Below are 17,992 nucleotides of genomic sequence, written 5' to 3'. Positions count from 1 at the left end.
AAAAACTTAGAAGCTTTCATACTTCTAAGTTTTTTCTTCTTACATAGCCTTTTCAACGTTTTGATTTTAGCTGAATAGCCATTTTGTTAAAAAGTGCCATGTTTCTTTGGCAATACTTGCAAGGAAGGTTGTGAGACTAAATGCGTTGAATTTTTTGAGGAGGTTCTCAACTAGTGGAGTGACAGTCTTAGGTGTTTCCACTGGAGTGTTACTTTCTTCTTGCTTACTAGTATTATCCTGAGATGAATCTGGCACTGTGTTTGTACTGTCGTGACCATTATTTTGTCCAGTTGGTTCAGGCTCTGGAGCAACCTCAGGCTGATGCTCAGGTTCCACTGGTTTATTTTCCGGATTTGGCTCTGGCTGAGGATCAGGTTTGATTGGTTCGTCAGTAGTGTCACTGCTTGTGTTTGTCATTTTTTCAGTTACGAAGAAGTTTTTGAATTCTACTGCTCCATCCCAAAGACCGACACCTACATGGGCTTGATTGAAGTAATTATCCACAGCATCAAATTGATGATGGAGCACTTCCTTGCCATCGACATAGACTGTCATGGTGTCCTTGCCTTTCACAACCTTGACATGGTGGTACTGACCGTCATTGATAGCCTTATCCAAATGAGCTTCAGCGATGGTTTCACCACCAAAACGGAAGAGACGAACAGTGTCGTTGTCAGCAAATTGGACTGAGTAGGCACGACCAGGTTCTTCACGTTCCGCAGCTACAAAGAGGTTGACCAAACCATGTTGGTATTTGACATCGATATCATAGTCAAATTGCTTGAAGCCATTGCTTTCATAAGCCATGAAGAAGTCATTGGCACTGACATTGCTATCGTAAAGGGTGTCGTCATCAATATACCAATCACCAGTGACAGCTTTCAATCCTTTAAGATTGGTCGCAAAATTGTTGAGCGTAATAGCAATATTAAAGGTCTTGGTCAATGATGGGTTTTCAACTGAAGTTGCTGTGACAGTGAGATGACCTTTGTGAAGAGCTTTGAGAGAAAGTTTATTGTCATGTTCGGTATATGACACCAAACTTGGATCACTAACTGTCCATGTCACATCTTGCTCTTCAGAAGCAGGTGCGAGGTAAACCTGCAAGTCCTTACTTTGTCCAACTTCAAGAGCCAAATGACCTGCAACTGTGGTGTTCATGGCAACAGCCTTAGTGACTTCCTTCTTGTCAGTCCAAGTACTCTTAATTGGGTAGATAGCAATATTTGCTTTGGCTGGACCACCTTCAACCAAGACACTAGCGCCAACAGCTCTTGGGCTTGGGAAAATCTGATTAGCACCAGCTACCGTATTTCCCTTAGCAAAGACTTCCACACTCGCACGGTCCACATAAAGGTGCAAATCAATAGAACCATCTTCATTGCGAGTCACTTGTTGGCTGTTAACCTTAGCAAAAGCATCGGAAAGGATTGTTCCAGATTGGCTACGGTCAATAGACAAAGTTTCCTTAGTTAAATCGTAAACGACTTTGGTAGCTTGACCATCACCGACGCGAAGATTAAATCCAACTGCTGTCGTGTCCTTACCTGGTACAAAGTGAGAAACCACTTCATAAGTGTCACCTTTGAAATCTTTAAGCAGTTCATTGTCAGAAGCCACTGTGACATTTTCAAAATATTGAGCATTGTCTGTATCACGAAGGCTTTCGTAGGTTTTGACAGGGGTTTGGGTCAAGAGGTAACGGTCGCCTGATTTGACCAAACCAAGGTCAAGGTTAAGGTTAAAGGTACCATTAAATTTTTGACCTACAGTATCTGCAACCAGATTGCAATAATCTTCCCAAGTGTTCATCCAGTTGATTTCAGTCAATTGTGGGATGTTTGGATGGTCAGCTGTCCCAAAATCATGAACATAATAGGTCATAGCAGCATAGGAATCCTTACCAAAATTCATGATTTCGTCATGGTCTTGGTAAACATCATCAGCTACAAAGGCCCACTTGCCATCTACTTTTTTAAAATCACCAACCTTGTAAGAACGACCACCACGTGAGAGGACCCATTTGAGTGCACCATCATTGGCCACAATCGGATAAAGGTCAGGACATTCCGTATGCAAATCCTTATAGGTTGTTTCCACTTGCCAGTTCTTCAAGTCTTGTGAAGAATAAATGCGGAGTGGACCACCTGCAAGGACCATAAACCATTGGTTATCCCAACGGAAGACCTTAGGGTCACGGAAATCTTGGTTTTGAAGTGGGTCCTGAGACCAGTCAGCAACTACCTTGTCATATTTTTGCCAAGTTCTCCCCTCGTCCTCACTATAGGCAATCTCAATCCGTTGCCCATTACCATTTGAAGTGATAATAGCTACTAGGCCACCTTCCGGAGATTTGAAGAGGCCGGAGCTATTGGTACTATCAACCACGACAGAGCCTGAGAACATGTGACCTGTTGCATCTGGATAGAAGGCTATCGGCTCTTCATCCCAATGTAGCAAGTCTCGGCTTGTCGCATGGGCCCAGTGCATTGGCCCCCATTTGGTATCATCGTAAAATTGATAGAAGAGATGGTAACGTCCCTTGTAGAAGACCAAGCCATTAGGGTCATTAGCCCAGCCATCCTTGACAGAATAATGATACTGATCACGATAAAGCTCATTGTAGTACACATCATCACTTTGTCTGCGGTGGATATTAACACGATAAGTCAAGGTCACAGGACGGCCTAGTGAATCAGTCATACTACTTTCAATAATAAAGTAATTGGCACCTACAGCCACTGGCAATTGTGAAATATCTGTGTAGACATTTCCCTTGGCATCCTCTACCTTGATAACAGCATTTGGATTATGCTTAGTGATGTCAAAGCCTACTGTCTCAGCATTGTGTCCCACATATTGGATATGGAGTGGTTCTTCAGAGAAGAATTGGGCTTGTTTTTCAACAGAACCTGTCTTTGAGGTCACCACAAGATTGTCAATCAAAGGAAGACTGGCATCGTCGAGATTAACATAGCGGGTATTTTTGAAAATGACATTGGCATTCCAATTAAGAAGTCCAAAGTAACCTTCTGGAAGGACTTGAGGTTGGCCCTTGTCACTCTTTTGAAGAACAGCGTCACCTGTACTTGCGACAAGCACATCATTGACATAGTAAGATAGCCACTGATTAGCCGCAACTACTCTAAGATTGTAGGTTTCATCAGCAGTTGGTGTCACATCTTTCTCATCTACAAGTTGAATATCATGATTATTGACCCAACGCCAAAACTTAACCTTATGGTTACCAGAGTCTACGTTGACCCCGTACATATTTTTATCGCTACTATCATTGTTACCACGGAAAATGAGGGCAGCGGCACCACCAGCTTCCTTGAAGGTCACATCTGTTGAATAGATAAAATTCTTGCCCTCGGATTGAGAATAAAGGAAAGAGTCTCCCTTGTCTTTGGCTTCTGAATGAATACCGTCAGCCTGCATTTCCCAGTGGCCATTTTGGTCTGCGGTCATCCCTTCAAGATTGGTAACCGCTTCATTATTAGGCAAATCCGTTTTTTCCGCTGTCACATGAACAGGACTGGTGCTATTCGTTACAACTGGAGAGTGGTCTTGATTGGTCTGATTCAAATCGGCTTCTTGCGTTTGGTTAGTCACTTTCTCAGCCACACTAGCCTGTGTTTGTACTTCTTTTGACTGGTCAGGGCTAGGCTGAGTGGGATTCTCTTGAGCTGTTTTAGCAGATTCGGAAACAAGAGACTGGCTCGGCTCTACCACTTGGGGGACTTCCTTGGTCGTGCTAGGTGCAAGCTCCACTTGAGGGGCAACTTGATGGTCAGTTTGAGTTACCACTTCTTGAGGTGTTGGGCTCACAGTTGCCTGTTCCACTTGGTCCGCATAGACAGGACTAGCCAGGGCCAAACCTACAAAACTTACCAAGGCACAACCATAGACCCAAGTTTTCCCACTTTTACGCATAAACCAATTTTTACAAACAGTATCATTCATGACTCTTCTCCTTCTTTAGAGTAACATTAAATGTTAACTCATTTTTCATGAAAATTCAAAGTCAATACATTCACCTTTATTAATAAGCCTATCAAAGTTTCCGGAAATATCTCTAGGATTTACATTAAAACGGTAAACGCTTACTTTTAATATCATTATAGCACTATCGTCTGAAAATGTCGCATTTTTCTATAATATTTTTCATATAAATGAAAAACTTCCGAATTTGCCATTCGAAAGTCTCATACTTATGCTTAATCTGAGCCTGTTAGCAGGCTATTTCCAATAATACCAATGGTTACAATAGCAATCCCAAAGAATCCCAAAAGGCTAGGTAGACTATCTCCGAGGAAGAGGCAACCCCCCAAGAGGGTAAAGAGAACTTCACCAGCCTGAGTGGCTTCAACCACTGCCAGTTGCTTATGGTTATGCTTAACTAGATTAGTCGCCTCGAAGAAAAGCAAGGTTGCGACAACCCCAGAAAAGACAGCTACAATTAAAGACTGTAAAATCTGTCCACCTGATGGAAGCCCAGCATCTGCTACAGCAAAAACTGACAAAAGTAACCAAAAAGGCGTACTCATCAAGGTCATCCCCAACACACGCTGCGTCGTTGAAAGCTGATCCTGCTTACAGTGGACCATCATCTTACGATTGCCCAAAGGATAGGCAAAAGCGGCCAGTAAAATCAAGAGACTAGCACGGACCACACCGCTACCAAGACCACTACCAAAGTAAGGAATCTGGATGAGAATAATACCTAAAAGGATAACCAATGTCATAAGCAGTTGCTTACCAGGTACCCTCTGCCCAAAGAGAGGCGTCAAGAGCAGACCAGCAAGAATGGTAATCTGCCAAGTAGCCGCCACGAACCAAGACTCGCCATAAATGGACGCTAGAGACAGCGGTCCATAAAAAAGCCCAAAACCCACCGTACTCCAGACCAACCAGGTCAAGGGGGCTTTCTTAATGGCAGACAATACACCTACCAGCTCACCCTTACGCCAGACCAAAACAGCCAGCATAGGCAAACTAAACAAGTAACGTAGACTAGCACTCCACATCCAGGACCCACCTGAAAGGTTCATACTACGATTAAAAATAAAAGTAAAAGCAAAAAAGAGGGCACCAAGAATACCATACCAAAGCGCCCTCGCAAATTGAGATTGTTTCATAATTGTAAACTCCTGTAATTATTCTATTGTACAGTATTTAGAGCAATAAAAAAAGGAGGTCATCGTAATGACTTCCTTTAATCGTCTACAGTTTTCCTTAAGAATCAAGTAAGCAACCTGTATCTTAGTCACCTCTTAGCTGTACTTGTGTACGGGCTAGTAGGTCTCCTAGATGCCTCTTATCTTTCCTAAATATCGTCATTGCCAGTAGCAAAACTGCAAGTAGAGTCGCCGAATTAGAAAGGATAATGGATACCACATCAAAATCACTATATAAGCCATGAATCGTGCCCATATGACCGAGTTGCCAAGGTAAAAATTTGATGACATTTCTAATCAAGCTAGCCTGCACTGTTTTTTTCTGGTAGACAAGTTCAAGTCCCGCTTTTACCTTCCCAAAACTGCCATCATTTTTATAATCCAAGAATGTGAAAAGGAGCGTGATTGGAAAAACAGAGGTGAAAAATACAAGCCACTGCGACTGAATTTCTGTAAACTCTGGGACACCATTAAAAAAGATGATGTAAATAAGCATCGAACTTAAAAACAGAAGAACTAAATAAGCTAGAATGAAAAGATAATCAAAGAGAAATTCAATCATTCTTTTTTTAAACGGAATAGGGTTTATTGCTATAATTTTCATCATCGTCTCCCCCTTTCTCATCTCCTATTATAACATTTTTAATATTCTAAATAATATTTGAGAAGAATATCCGCTGGCTAGCGCCCTCGCAAATCAAGATTGTTTCATAATTGTAAACACCTATTATTGCTCTATTGTACAGTATTTGGAGCAATAAAAAAGGAGGCCATCATAATGACTTCCTTGGTTTAAGTTTTCACTTAAACTTGTCCTTATACTTCTTAATATACTTCTTCCCATACCATTCTTCAACTGACTTGCCTTCCCAGTCTCGGTATTCTTCAGGATACTTCCATTTGTAGTAGCCCTGCAACATGTAGGGGAACATGAAATAAATTTCAAAGGCAGCTATTAATATATTGAACACTAGAAATAAAAATAGAACGCTTAATCCTCCAACCAAACTATCTGCATTTCTTATTGAATCCGAAAATATCGTACGAAAAATTATCCAGAGTGCTACGACTATTCCACCATACTTGACAATAAATCTAAATACTCTATTAAACAATCTATCAGTTGGACTCTCTATTTCGGTACCACCATATAATAAATTTAGCAATGAGGTAGTCTTATCACGTATCAGGTAAATGATTATAAAAAGAATCAGTCCTTCAAAAGCGACCATTCCCAAATATCCAACTAGACCATAAAGGAAATTCAACAATAGAAGATTTAGTTCAATTAGGAGCCATATTATAAAGGAAACCATAAAATAAAATTGACCTCTATAGATTAAAATGAACTGTTGGTTGAATCGCTTCCCTAATATAATCAGTAAAAGCCATATTGCAAGTCCCATCCAAAATACCCAGTAGGGAAGAAAATTAATTCCGGGCAAGTCTACTGTTAAATCCTTAGGATTAGCATGATAAAATAAATAATCATTTAAAGCAACAATCAACCAATTAGGACCGATTATAAATAAGATCGTCAAGATTACTAACCAAACATATGACTTCAAGGTCCCTCTGTATTTTTCTTTTTTTAGAGCATCCTGATAGTTATCCTGTGCAAATTTTCCTGAGACACTATCATCTAAAAGATTTAAACTCTCTTCAAAACTTGCACTAAAGATTGATTTTTTCTTCATTTTTAGCTTCCAACAACTCCTTGTGTTTCTTCAGATACCGCTTGCCATACCAATCTTCCAGTGATTTTCCTTCGAACTCGCGATATTCTTCTGAATATTTGTTTCGGTAGTAACCATACAGTGAATGAGGTAAAAACAATACAAATAATGCACCTATAATAATTACGTTAAAAGCAAAAGAGATACCTATAACAGATAATGTCCCCCAAAAATCAGTTCTAATTTCTCCAATCCTAGGGAACAAAAGTTTCAGGATCATCCAGATTGCTACAATTCCGCTACCTCCCAATGTAACAATATGTATGAACTTTCTCTGTCTTATTGTCATACTTCTATCTTGCACTCCATAAAGACGAGTTTTGATTGATGTAATTCTCATTCGTATGATAAAAAATAGAATCAAGATGGTTAATAAATAGAATAAGATTAACCCAATAACTGTGAGAAATTTCCCTAAAATACTAATAAAAAATAAGTTAAAAGCTAGCACCATCCAGAAAACATATAAATTCGCATTTAGAGTTGTGATGTATGGAAGATTGGCAGGATACTTTTTCCATAAATTGATTCTACAAGCGATAAACCATAAAAAACAACAAAGGCAAAATACCCAGACTGGATAAAAATTGATTCCCCATGTTTCAACTGGTGTATCTGGATTCGGATCTTTCATTATTGATTCTATAAAGATAGCGAGTCCAAACATTATCAATGCACCAAGAAAAGAAAATATGGTTCTAGTTAAACTAAATGATTTGGTATATATGCTACGACTATTTGCTTCGCGAACCATATAATCGATAAAGCCATCATGACGCAAACGACGACTCTCATAAAAGTTTGCCTTAAAGATTGATTTCTTCATTCTTACTTTCCAACAACTCCTTATGTTTTTTCAGGTATTTTTTGCCATACCACTCTTCCAATGACTTACCTTCCCATTCACGATATTCTTCAGGATATTTCCATTTGTAGAGACCTTCTAAAAAGAAAGGAAACTCCATGAAGATAACCATTGCCAAGAATCCAATATCTATGACTAGCCATGTCAAAAACAAGCCTAACAAGGTCAAACTTTGTGAAACTGCTATGCCCGAATGCGATAAGATTATTTTGATGATTACAGCAAACCCTAGCACTCCTGAACCATAGGTGGCGATTAGACCTGCTATTCTATCAACAAGAGTTTCTCTCGCCTCTTCACCGAAAAAACAAGTGGTCAAACTTCTTTTCTCCATACGGAGGAATATCAGGGCAATGATAAACAAGAGAATGTAAATAAACCAAATTCCTAACGAGGTTAGGGTCGGGAGTGCTATAGTTATGGCCAAGAGATTGAATTCAAGAAAGAACCAAAACAAAAAGGTCTCGATATGAAAGCGATATCTGTATGGTCGAAGAAATGGTTTTCGCACAAATTTTCCAATAAGAACGAGTGATAGCCAAATAAAACAACAAATAAGGAATAATTCAGGGGTCAACAGGGACGGCTTATGAACTGGCAGAGTTAAATCCTTAGGCTCTGCAACATCCAAAGAAGAGGCAAATAAGGCAAGGAGAAAGTTCCCTCCAAAAACAAACAAAACACTGTAGAGAATACTTTTTATTCTAAAACCAATACTTGGCTTTCCATTATTTAAGCCTTTTCCAAGTTTTTCGTAATAGTCTTTTTTTATATACTGAAGCGAAGCATCGTCTAATAAATTTAAACTCTCTTCAAAACTTGCCTTAAAAATTGATTTTTTCATTTAGATTTCATCCTGTTTGGTAATTGCCTTTGTATTTTACTCACTTAAATAAGCACAACTGTCTCCATTTTACCATGTCTGGACTTTGCTTGCTTGTGAATGTTTAGATAGATTATAAGCCACAAAAAAGCCACCATATGGTGACCTTTAATTAATAAAATTTCTTTTATAAACTTCTCCTCATCCCAACCAGTCTTTTTCTTTGGCGATGCGGACGGCTTCTGTTCGATTGCCTGCATCAAGTTTGGTCAGGATGGCTGTCATGTAATTTCGGACGGTTCCATTTGAGAGAAAGAGGCTTTCGGCGATTTCTTGGTTGGTTGATCCTTGAGCTACCATGGCCAAGACTTCTTGTTCACGTTGGCTGAGTGGATTATTATCAAAGGCGACACCTTCAACTAGCTCTGGCGAGTACTCCTTTTGACCTGCTAGGACGGTATGGATGGTCCCCATGAGGTCACTGATGGAACGCTCTTTGAGTACGTAGGCATCCACGTGGGCTGCAAGGGCTCGTTTAAAATAGCCTTTTCGTTTGAAGGTGGTCACAATAACGACCTTCGTTTCTCTTTGGTTGGCACGGATCCACTCTAGGACATCAAGGCCTGTCTTAGCTGGCATTTCAATGTCTAAAATGGCTACGTCGACCTCTTCTTTTTCCAAGAGAGCAATGGCTTCTTGACCATCGCTGGCCGCATGGACCTCTTCGACATCGTCTTCCAACATGAGGAGCTGGCAGAGGGCATCCCTCAACATTGACTGGTCTTCGGCAACTAATAATTTCATGCTTTTCCTCCCTCTTTCAAATGTACACGAATAATGGTTGGATGCGATTGAGACAGAATTTCCAAGTCTCCATCTACCAAACTGAGGCGCTCTCTGATACTGTGTAGTTCTTGTCCAGTGACTTCCTCAAAGCCACAACCATCATCCTCAAACTCAAGGACAATACCATGATCACGTCTTAGACGAATCTGACAGCTATCGGCCTGGCTATGTTTGATGACATTATTAGCCAGTTCACGAAGCACCATGGACAAGGTCGACTGGCTAACAGGTGACAGGCTGTCTAAGTCAAGGCTACTATCCACGGCCAAGACGATATCTGATAGGTCAAAGAGTCGCTCGAGTTCCAGTAACTCCTCTGCCACCGTTCGGTACTTGAGCTTATTGACAATCTCACGTACCTCGTACATAGAGTCTCGGCTAATCTGGTTCAATTCTTCCAGATTCTTCCTAGCAGCATCATACTGCTCCTTGTCCATCTGTTTTAGAGCCAACTCGGTTTTGAGACTCATCATGGCAAAGGTGTGTCCCAAGGTATCGTGCAAGTCACGACCAATACGATTACGTTCATTTTCAGCTGATAGGATATTGATGGTACGGTTGGCTTCTTCCATCTTTCTCTCCTGACGTATACGGTTTTGAAAATAGTACATTCCCAACGAAAAGAGGAGAATAGCCATAGACATGAGGTGGGTACCCAAATCGTCTGTCAATAGGAAGGATGATGACGTCAAAATCAAGAGTGTCGCTAGAAAGGATAAGAAGCGATAAGATGATATGCTATCCTCAAAGCGCCAAACGAGAAGATTGACGTTGAAAAAAATAAACCACATCATCCCCCCCTGGAAGGTCAAGGTCATAAAGATAATGTAAGCTAGAGTGTAAAACCACAGAAAGGGAATCCACTTACTATAAGCTTTTTTCAAATACACTATAAGGAGATAAGCGATGGTAAACAAACCTGTCAATAACAGGGTCCAGACTGGAAAATACCCGCCAAAAACTCCTAAGATTGGGAAAACAAGGAAAATCAGACTAACAAAATAAGCGAAATCATTTTTCTGGTAAGTTCTAAACATGGTCACTTTCTCTGTAAGATTTGATAAAAAGGGCTAAGCCTGTAGTTATTGTAGCATAGACCAAGATAAAAATGAGCGATTTCCATGAAAATTCCCCTTTTTTTGCGAAATTGACTACTAACTGATTGATATGATAGATGGGTGTCCACTCCGAAATGTGCTGAACCCATTTTGGAAACATGGTTACTGGCATCCAAGAACCACCGATAATAGCAAGACCAAGAAAGACGATATTTCCGACGATAGCCATGATTTGTTGAGACTTAATTTGGGCAAGGAGCAAGCCAAAGGATAGGAAGACTAGGCTTGACAAGAGTAAAAGAGCCCCTGAACCAAGCCAATGTGATAATGGCATCTTAACATCACGCACAAAAGCTCCCACACAGAAAGTCACTAGGATAGCAACCATAAAGTTCATAAGAACTCGGAAAATCTTAGAGAGGTAATAGGACTGAATACTGATTTTTGAATGTTCGATGTAGGTTAGCCAATGATCGGTTTGATCCTCTCTAAGCATGTAGGGGAAGGTAAAGAAACCAAAGCTAGACATAGAAAATCCAGTCATGGTCAACATATAGGACAAGATAAAGGCTTTTTGTGATTCAGGGTCAGGACTCATTTCCATACCTGAATACAAGAGGAAGAATCCGACGGGCATTCCGATGGACATGATGAAGACTGGCCAACTGCGCCATGTTTTTATCCATTCGATTTTAAGTAGTGCTTTCATGACTTGTCCTCCCTTGTGCTATCAAATAGGCTATCTAAAAGTGTCTTGTTTTGAATTTCAATGTCAGAAATGCGACAGCCTAGAGCTTGTAAACTACTCCATACACTTTCAATATCTTTAGTCATAAAGGTTACAACATCACGTTTTTCAGTCACATCATAAATTGCTGCCAGTTTGTCAAGACTTGGCGCAAAGCGACTTGGTAAGGTGACTTGCTTTTCCTTTTCTTCGCTACGCATAGCATGTGGCGTAGTATCCCTAATGAGTTTTCCCTGATGAAGAACCAAAATGCGGTCAGCTGTGTGCTCGACTTCTTCGATATAGTGGGACGAATAAAGAACAGTCACACCTGACTTTTTCAGATCATTGATGATTTCCCAAAAGCGTTGGCGTGTCGTAGTGTCCATCCCTGCTGTCGGTTCATCTAAAAAGAGAATGTCAGGCTTGCCAATAAGACAGAGAACAAAGGCAAGAAGACGTTTTTGTCCTCCTGAGAGTTTGTCCGCGAACTGCTGATACTGGTCGTCTTTGAAGTGTAAGAGTGCTTGTATCTCTTCTTTAGATAAGCCATTTTCAGAAATATCTTGGAAAAAAGCAATCAGTTCCTTAACTCTTAGTTGTGAGGGAATGGTATTTTCTTGAAGGAGAACAGCAATTTGATCTTGCGCTTTTCCCTTTTTGCCCTTGATAAAGACTTGACCGCTACTGGCTTTCTTATCACCAAGAATGCAGGACATTAAGGTCGTTTTACCAGCACCGTTGGGCCCGATTAAGGCAAGACAGTCTCCTTGTCCCACCTCAAAGCTAATATGGTCTAAAATTGTTTTTCCTTTGATTTTTTTGACAAGATTTGTGACTTGAAGGATTGCTTCACTCATGTTTGTGATTTCCTTTCTTTTGGTAAAAGGCTAAAAAGACATAACAAGCTGCAACTGAGACACCCATAACACTGTAGAGAATATCACTGCTGCCATGAAGTAGGACATAGGCAAAGAGGATGGTCCAAATTACCGCTAGGAGCATGATACTTAGTATTTTCAATAATTTCATACTGGGCCTCCTAGTTTTTCAATTCTTTAATGACAAGGTCGATAAAACTTTTAGCCATAGTGATGAGAATGTAGGCTGAGATAGACAAGCCAATAATCAGACCCAAATTTGAGAAGATAGCTTCAAAGTTCCCTTTTTCAAAGATGTCAGTAAACATGCTAAGTCCAGCAAAGACAGTTCCGATAACAGCGTAGATAAGGTAAGATGTTTTGATTTTCATGAGATGACCTCTTTCGTTTTTTATTATTTCTAAGTTATGACTAAAGTATATCTTTTTGGTCATTCTCTTTTTAGCACCAGATGTCATGACATGACATGACATTTGTCATGTGACGTAAAAAAGCCGACCTAAGGTCAGACCCAAGAGATAGATAAACTATTTCAAATGAACCATGAGCTAAAAATTCTTCAAAGCATGACATAACAATCTTTTTGGAGAAAATCTTAAAATTCTGTATCAAGAAAAAAAGCCGACCCAAGGTCAGCTTTTCATTATCTTATTAATTATTTTTTGAATGGTTCTTCCACCATGATGAGAGGATGGAACCTGAGATATTGTGCCAAATACTAAAGATAGTTGATGGGATAGCAGCTTGTGGCACGAAATATTTCATAGCAAGGGTTGCTCCAAGACTTGAGTCTTGCATTCCCACTTCGAAGGTAATGGCTTTTTGTTGGGGTTCTTCCAAACCAAGGATTTTTGAAAATCCAAAACCAAGGGCATAACCACAAAGGTTATGGAGCATAACGACTGGAATGACAAGGGCTGTCGCTGCTGTAAAAATATTAGCATGGTTGGCAGAAACCACTGCTCCAACGATCAATAGGATGGCAGCTTGAGAAATCAAAGGCATAATTTTGATGATGGCATCAATTTTTTTACCAAAGATTGAGTGAACGAGTACACCCAAGATAATAGGGACAACCACGATACGCAAGGTACTAAGGAAGAGGCTTTGGGCAGGGACACTCACGTACTGACCAGCCAAGAATGACAAGAGGGTTGGAATCATGAGTGGTGCCAAGAGAGTTGAGAGGGTTTCAATAGAGACATCCAAGGCAACATCCCCACCTGAAAGGAAGGCCATGACACTAGATGAAGTCCCACTTGGACAAGAGCCAACAAGTATAACCCCTGCTGCTGTCGCACCCTTAAGATGGAAAATCATACAAAGCAACCAAGCCAAACCAGGCATGATGACATAGTGGGCAACAGTCCCAAGGACAACTGGAATTGGACGCTTAGCAATACGTTTAAAATCTTCAGTTGTCAAGGTAAGGCCCATACCAAAGAGAATCAAACCAAGCAGATAAGCCGTATTGGGAATGACCCAACTACTAGTTGCAGGAAGGGCGTAGTTAAAGGCCGCCCAGAGGATAACAGCTACAGTAAACCATTTGCTGAGCCATTTACTAAAAGATACAAGTGACTCCATAATGAAACCTTCTTTCTATTTTCACGATATAGTATAGCACTTTCATTTTGAATTTCAAGGTAAATTTCGAATTTTCTGAAATTAATTTCAAAAAATAAATCCTCACACTTAACATGCGAGGATTTTGCGATTTCTATAAACCTTAAGCCTTGTCTTGCGACTTTTCTTAAAATTGTTGAGCCCGTTCTTCTCCCCACCACAGTGGCAACAATTAGCCCAAAGTAATGGTCTGACGTGTTTCGTAGTCAACCATGAACTCTAAATTACGATTGTCAGGATGCAGTTCCATTAAAAATTCGCGACAAGCTCCACAAGGCATGCCAGACGGTCCACCATGAGGTGGCTGGTCACGAAAGGCGATAATACGCTTAACTTTAGTTTGACCAGTTTCTTGATACATATTGAAAAGGGCAGCTCTTTCGGCACATAGATGGAAAACACCACACGTTCCTTCCATACAAAAGCCCGTGAAAATTTGCCCATCTTCAGCCTCAACGGCAGCCACAACATGTCTAGCATAGACAAAGTCTGAGACTTCCTGTGGCTGATACAAAGCTTGAGCCTTTTCATACATTTTCTGCCAAATATCCATTATTTCTCCCTTAACCTCGATCACTTTCTCTATGAGACTTGATAAAGAGTGCAAGCACTATTGATACTGCCGTATAAGCCAAAATAAACAAAAGTGATTTCCATGAAAATTTCCCATTGATAGCAAAATTAACGACCAACTCATTGACATGATAGACAGGTGTCCACTCAGAGATGCTTTGAACCCACTTAGGGAACATGGAAATAGGAACCCATGAACCACTCACTATAGGCAAGACAAGGTAAATAATATTAGCTACAAGAGACATGATTTGTTGAGATTTAATCTGAGCGATAAGTAAACCAAAAGCTAGAAAGAGTAGACTGGACAAGAGTAAAAGAGCACCTGATCCTAGCCATCTAAAGAATGGCATCTCTACATCTCGGAAAAAGGCACCTACACAAAAGGTCACAATGATAGCCACCATAAAATTCAGCAAAACACGAAAGATCTTAGATAGATAATAAGCCGAAATGCTGATTTTAGAATGCTCGATATAGGTCAACCAGTGTTCAATTCGATCCTCTTGTAACATATAGGGAAAGGTGAACAAACCAAAACTAGACATAGAAAAGCCAGTCATGGTTAACATATAAGATAGCAAAAACTCTTTTTGGGCTTCTGGAGTAGGCGCTGAGAAAATACTTGAAAAAAGGAGGAAAAAGCCAACAGGTATCCCGATTCCCATGATAAAGACTGGCCAACTACGCCACGTTTTTATCCATTCAATTTTTAGTAATGCTTTCATGCCTTGTCCTCCCTTGTTGAATCAAATAGGCTATCCAAGAGTGTTTTATTTTGAATTTCAATATCAGAAATTCCACAGCCCGAATTTTCAAGACTTTGCCATACCTTTTCAATATCTTGGGTCATAAAGCTAATGACATCTCTCTTCTCAGTAATCTCATAGATGTCTGGCAGACCTTGAACAATGCTAACAAAACGACTCGGCAGAGTGACCTGTTTCTCTTTCTCTTCGTGTCGCATAGCGTATGGCGTGGTATCTCTGATGAGTTTTCCCTGATGCAGGACTAAGATACGGTCAGCTGTGTGTTCCACTTCTTCGATATAGTGAGAGGAATAGAGAATGGTCACACCTGATTTTTTCAAATCATTAACAATCTCCCAGAAACGCTGACGAGTCGAGGTATCCATACCCGCTGTCGGTTCGTCCAAAAAGAGGATTTTAGGTCTATCAATCAAACAAAGGACAAAAGCCAGAAGACGTCTTTGCCCACCTGAGAGTTTGTCCGCAAACTGCTGGTACTGGTCTTCCTTAAATTGCAGGAGTTTCTGAACCTCTTGATTGGTCAAGGGATTATCAGAAATAGATTGGAAGAAGGCAATCAGCTCTTCCACTTTCAAACTATTTGGAATGGTATTTTCCTGAAGGAGAACCGCAATTTTATTTTTGGCCTTACCTGCCTTACCATCAATGAGGACCTGACCACTGCTGGGCTTTTTATCACCAAGAATACAGGACATCAGGACAGTCTTACCCGCCCCATTAGGTCCAATCAAGGCCACACAATCGCCCTTGTTTATTTCAAAACTAATCTCCTCTAAAATGGTCTTTCCCTTGATGCGTTTTCCAAGGGATGTGACTTGAATAACCGTTTCACTCATACCTGTGATTTCCTTTCTTTTGTATAGGAACCATGCTAATTGACAATAGAGCTGATATCATTGGACTCCCTTAATACTCCACTTCCAACTCCGTACAGAAGAGACTTCCGCTCAGATGAAGTCTCGTTTCAACTTGCTCTAAATCAGATTCAAAACGATCCACCTTCACAGATGATAGGGGATGTGAGATTCCAGTGGTGTCCATAACACAACCATGAGGAAGTCGAATATGAACTTCACCAAACTTAGCATCAAGATGAACTGCTACCTGACTTGATGCAAAGCTGGCTTGACTCAAATCCAGCCACAGCTCACCGAAAGCCATATTCATATCAACCGTTTCGACTTCTTGAGAATAAATCCGATACCTATCCTCAGCCATATATGTCTTAACAGAAATATGTGGTCCTTCTTGGTCGTTCTTATTGACCTTATAGTCTTTAGTGAGACCCTTCTTTTGACTACGGCCATAGAGCAACTCTAAAGCCAAACCTATTAGAAAGATACCGCTAAAGAGATTCCACTGTGCAAAGTCGAGATTTAACAAGTCATGAACATAGGGTGATAAGAAGGCCAAACCAAGAAAAATAAGGAGAGGTCGCCTATTCAAGATACCAAAACAAAAGAAAGCCACGAAGAAGACCAGATTATAGTTGACCATGATCCAAAAATCTGGAATAAAGGCACTAGCGATAAAACAAGCTGCTAGTAAAAACAACAAGAAGGACCGAAGATTAAATCGTTCCATAAGAAAACTCCTTTCTAGTAAATGATTGCAATTTTCTCATTATTTTCACTACCAGTATAGCACTATTTGTAACCGTATTCAATGCTATACAAGAAGGATTTGCAAGAAAAAAAGAGCTTTCGCTCTTTCATTATTTTCAATGTTTGACAGTTACTTGTCCAAAGGATACTGAGCCTGTTAGAGAAACTGTAGTGCTTGATAACTCTCGCTCTCCTAGACTATCGTAGCCTTTCACTCCTGCTAGGCTTGTATGAAGCCCGTGTGTATCCACTTGCCAATCCTTGGGTACTCGAATGATGACCTGAGAAAAATTGGCCTGAACCACAATCTGAGGTCGGTCCGTCATAAACTGAGCCTGACGCAAATCCAAGGTCAAACGCCCAAAATCAGCATTGGCATAGACAGTTTCGAGGTTTTGAGAAGTCACCACTTGCACAGACTCTGAAAAAAGAGTCTTAGCAAAAATTTCTCGCTCATGTTCTTTAGACACCTTGTAAGAGAATTTTTTCTTATAACTTGGCTTGCTCAAACGGTCCACTGCAATCCCCAAGATAAGAATCCCTACAAAGAGTGTCCATTCTGAATAGTCCAATCTGAATAGGTCATGGATATAGGTCGACAGAAAAGCCATCCCCAAGAAAAAGAGAAATTTCCCCTTAGATTGCCAGCTCAAAAGCACAAAAAGCAAGGCTAAAATCAACTTATAATTAAAAGCCAAATACAAATCTGGAATAAAAGCTGTTGCGATAAAATAGGCAGCAATGATAAGTAAGGTAATAACACCTGCATTAAAGCGTTTCATAACAAGTCCTTTCTAAATCCTGTCCTTGAGTTTTTCTACAAAAAGGTAGGCTGCTGGACAAAATAGCGTATTTTTGATGGTCAGATGATTAATCTGATAGATTTTCTTACGATCCGTGTGAGGAAAAGCTGCACAAGCCTTGGGGCGGACATCATAGATATCACAGAGATTATCCGGCCCCAAAAATGGACAAGGCATAGACTTGAAGACTTTATCGCCATCCTCATCTACCTGCAAGTACATCTCCTCAAAGGCAGGTAACTTCATGCGAAAATGCTTGGCAATGCGAGTGATGTCCTGCTCTGTGAAATCTGGTCCTAGCGTCTTACAGCAATTTGCACACTGGGTACAATCAATTTCTTGAAAGACTTCATTGTGCACCTGTTGAACAATCTTATCTAAATTTTTAGGTGCCTTCTTCTTGAGCTGTGCGAGAAACTTACGATGCTCCCCCTGCTTCTGACGTGCCAACTCCTCATAACGTTTGACATCAATAGTCTGTGACATGTGTTTTCTCCGAT

At 40.4% G+C, this 17,992-nt stretch carries 18 protein-coding genes and 1 pseudogene; all 19 read right to left on the bottom strand.

The annotated features are described in order from the left end of the window. Nucleotides 1-66: 66 nt before the first annotated feature. Nucleotides 67-3,966 (bottom strand): GH32 C-terminal domain-containing protein, encoded by a 3,900-nt coding sequence (locus HMPREF2571_RS00980; protein WP_004182336.1) that lies wholly within the window; start codon nucleotides 3,964-3,966, stop codon nucleotides 67-69. A 254-nt stretch (nucleotides 3,967-4,220) separates the two neighbouring features. Continuing rightward, nucleotides 4,221-5,141, bottom strand: coding sequence for a DMT family transporter (locus HMPREF2571_RS00975; protein WP_013990412.1), 921 nt, complete (start codon nucleotides 5,139-5,141; stop codon nucleotides 4,221-4,223). A 124-nt stretch (nucleotides 5,142-5,265) separates the two neighbouring features. Further along, a complete protein-coding gene (locus HMPREF2571_RS00970) occupies nucleotides 5,266-5,787 on the bottom strand; it encodes an RDD family protein (protein WP_004182334.1) in 522 nt (173 codons plus the stop codon). A 193-nt stretch (nucleotides 5,788-5,980) separates the two neighbouring features. Beyond that, complete coding sequence (locus tag HMPREF2571_RS00965; RefSeq protein ID WP_013990410.1) at nucleotides 5,981-6,877, bottom strand: hypothetical protein; 897 nt, start codon at nucleotides 6,875-6,877, stop codon at nucleotides 5,981-5,983. Beyond that, complete coding sequence (locus HMPREF2571_RS00960; protein WP_013990409.1) at nucleotides 6,855-7,742, bottom strand: phosphatidylinositol anchor biosynthesis protein PIGW/GWT1; 888 nt, start codon at nucleotides 7,740-7,742, stop codon at nucleotides 6,855-6,857. The genes HMPREF2571_RS00965 and HMPREF2571_RS00960 overlap by 23 nt, the downstream gene beginning before the upstream one ends. Continuing rightward, nucleotides 7,723-8,625 (bottom strand): hypothetical protein, encoded by a 903-nt coding sequence (locus tag HMPREF2571_RS00955; protein WP_013990408.1) that lies wholly within the window; start codon nucleotides 8,623-8,625, stop codon nucleotides 7,723-7,725. Before HMPREF2571_RS00955 ends, HMPREF2571_RS00960 begins: the two co-directional genes overlap by 20 nt. A gap of 180 nt (nucleotides 8,626-8,805) precedes the next feature. Continuing rightward, entirely contained in the window at nucleotides 8,806-9,408 is a 603-nt protein-coding gene (locus tag HMPREF2571_RS00950; RefSeq protein ID WP_070847011.1) for a response regulator transcription factor, read from the bottom strand. Further along, on the bottom strand, nucleotides 9,405-10,487 hold the full coding sequence (locus HMPREF2571_RS00945) for a sensor histidine kinase (RefSeq protein ID WP_049546122.1): 1,083 nt from the start codon (nucleotides 10,485-10,487) through the stop codon (nucleotides 9,405-9,407). Before HMPREF2571_RS00945 ends, HMPREF2571_RS00950 begins: the two co-directional genes overlap by 4 nt. Beyond that, nucleotides 10,480-11,217 carry an ABC transporter permease gene (locus HMPREF2571_RS00940; RefSeq protein WP_022496329.1) on the bottom strand — a complete coding sequence of 246 codons (738 nt, stop codon included), beginning with the start codon at nucleotides 11,215-11,217 and terminating at the stop codon, nucleotides 10,480-10,482. Before HMPREF2571_RS00940 ends, HMPREF2571_RS00945 begins: the two co-directional genes overlap by 8 nt. Further along, nucleotides 11,214-12,095: an ABC transporter ATP-binding protein gene (locus HMPREF2571_RS00935; RefSeq protein ID WP_070847009.1), complete on the bottom strand. Its 882-nt coding sequence runs from the start codon at nucleotides 12,093-12,095 to the stop codon at nucleotides 11,214-11,216. Before HMPREF2571_RS00935 ends, HMPREF2571_RS00940 begins: the two co-directional genes overlap by 4 nt. Further along, complete coding sequence (locus tag HMPREF2571_RS00930) at nucleotides 12,088-12,267, bottom strand: hypothetical protein (RefSeq protein ID WP_049553607.1); 180 nt, start codon at nucleotides 12,265-12,267, stop codon at nucleotides 12,088-12,090. Before HMPREF2571_RS00930 ends, HMPREF2571_RS00935 begins: the two co-directional genes overlap by 8 nt. Before the next feature lie 10 nt (nucleotides 12,268-12,277). Further along, nucleotides 12,278-12,487, bottom strand: a complete 210-nt coding sequence (locus tag HMPREF2571_RS00925) for a hypothetical protein (RefSeq protein ID WP_070847007.1) — start codon at nucleotides 12,485-12,487, stop codon at nucleotides 12,278-12,280. Nucleotides 12,488-12,767: 280 nt separating this feature from the next. Next, on the bottom strand, nucleotides 12,768-13,703 hold the full coding sequence (locus HMPREF2571_RS00920) for a bile acid:sodium symporter family protein (RefSeq protein WP_013990402.1): 936 nt from the start codon (nucleotides 13,701-13,703) through the stop codon (nucleotides 12,768-12,770). Between the two features lie 166 nt (nucleotides 13,704-13,869). Next, nucleotides 13,870-14,295 (bottom strand): annotated as a pseudogene (locus HMPREF2571_RS00915) (cytidine deaminase). Nucleotides 14,296-14,305: 10 nt separating this feature from the next. Next, nucleotides 14,306-15,043: an ABC transporter permease gene (locus tag HMPREF2571_RS00910; RefSeq protein WP_070847004.1), complete on the bottom strand. Its 738-nt coding sequence runs from the start codon at nucleotides 15,041-15,043 to the stop codon at nucleotides 14,306-14,308. Continuing rightward, a complete protein-coding gene (locus tag HMPREF2571_RS00905; protein WP_070847002.1) occupies nucleotides 15,040-15,921 on the bottom strand; it encodes an ABC transporter ATP-binding protein in 882 nt (293 codons plus the stop codon). The genes HMPREF2571_RS00910 and HMPREF2571_RS00905 overlap by 4 nt, the downstream gene beginning before the upstream one ends. Nucleotides 15,922-15,991: 70 nt before the next feature. Further along, on the bottom strand, nucleotides 15,992-16,669 hold the full coding sequence (locus HMPREF2571_RS00900; protein ID WP_070847000.1) for a hypothetical protein: 678 nt from the start codon (nucleotides 16,667-16,669) through the stop codon (nucleotides 15,992-15,994). A 136-nt stretch (nucleotides 16,670-16,805) separates the two neighbouring features. Beyond that, nucleotides 16,806-17,471, bottom strand: coding sequence for a hypothetical protein (locus HMPREF2571_RS00895; RefSeq protein WP_070846998.1), 666 nt, complete (start codon nucleotides 17,469-17,471; stop codon nucleotides 16,806-16,808). Between the two features lie 12 nt (nucleotides 17,472-17,483). Next, the gene (locus HMPREF2571_RS00890; protein ID WP_002885314.1) at nucleotides 17,484-17,978 is read right to left on the bottom strand and encodes a YkgJ family cysteine cluster protein; all 495 of its coding nucleotides are present in this window, start codon (nucleotides 17,976-17,978) and stop codon (nucleotides 17,484-17,486) included. Between the last annotated feature and the right edge of the window lie 14 nt (nucleotides 17,979-17,992).

It is taken from the genome of Streptococcus sp. HMSC068F04 (genome assembly GCF_001837455.1).
In the GTDB taxonomy this organism is placed as follows: domain Bacteria; phylum Bacillota; class Bacilli; order Lactobacillales; family Streptococcaceae; genus Streptococcus; species Streptococcus salivarius_D.
The sequence above is the reverse complement of the archived record's forward strand: the minus strand, read 5'-3'. Positions and strand labels throughout refer to the sequence as shown.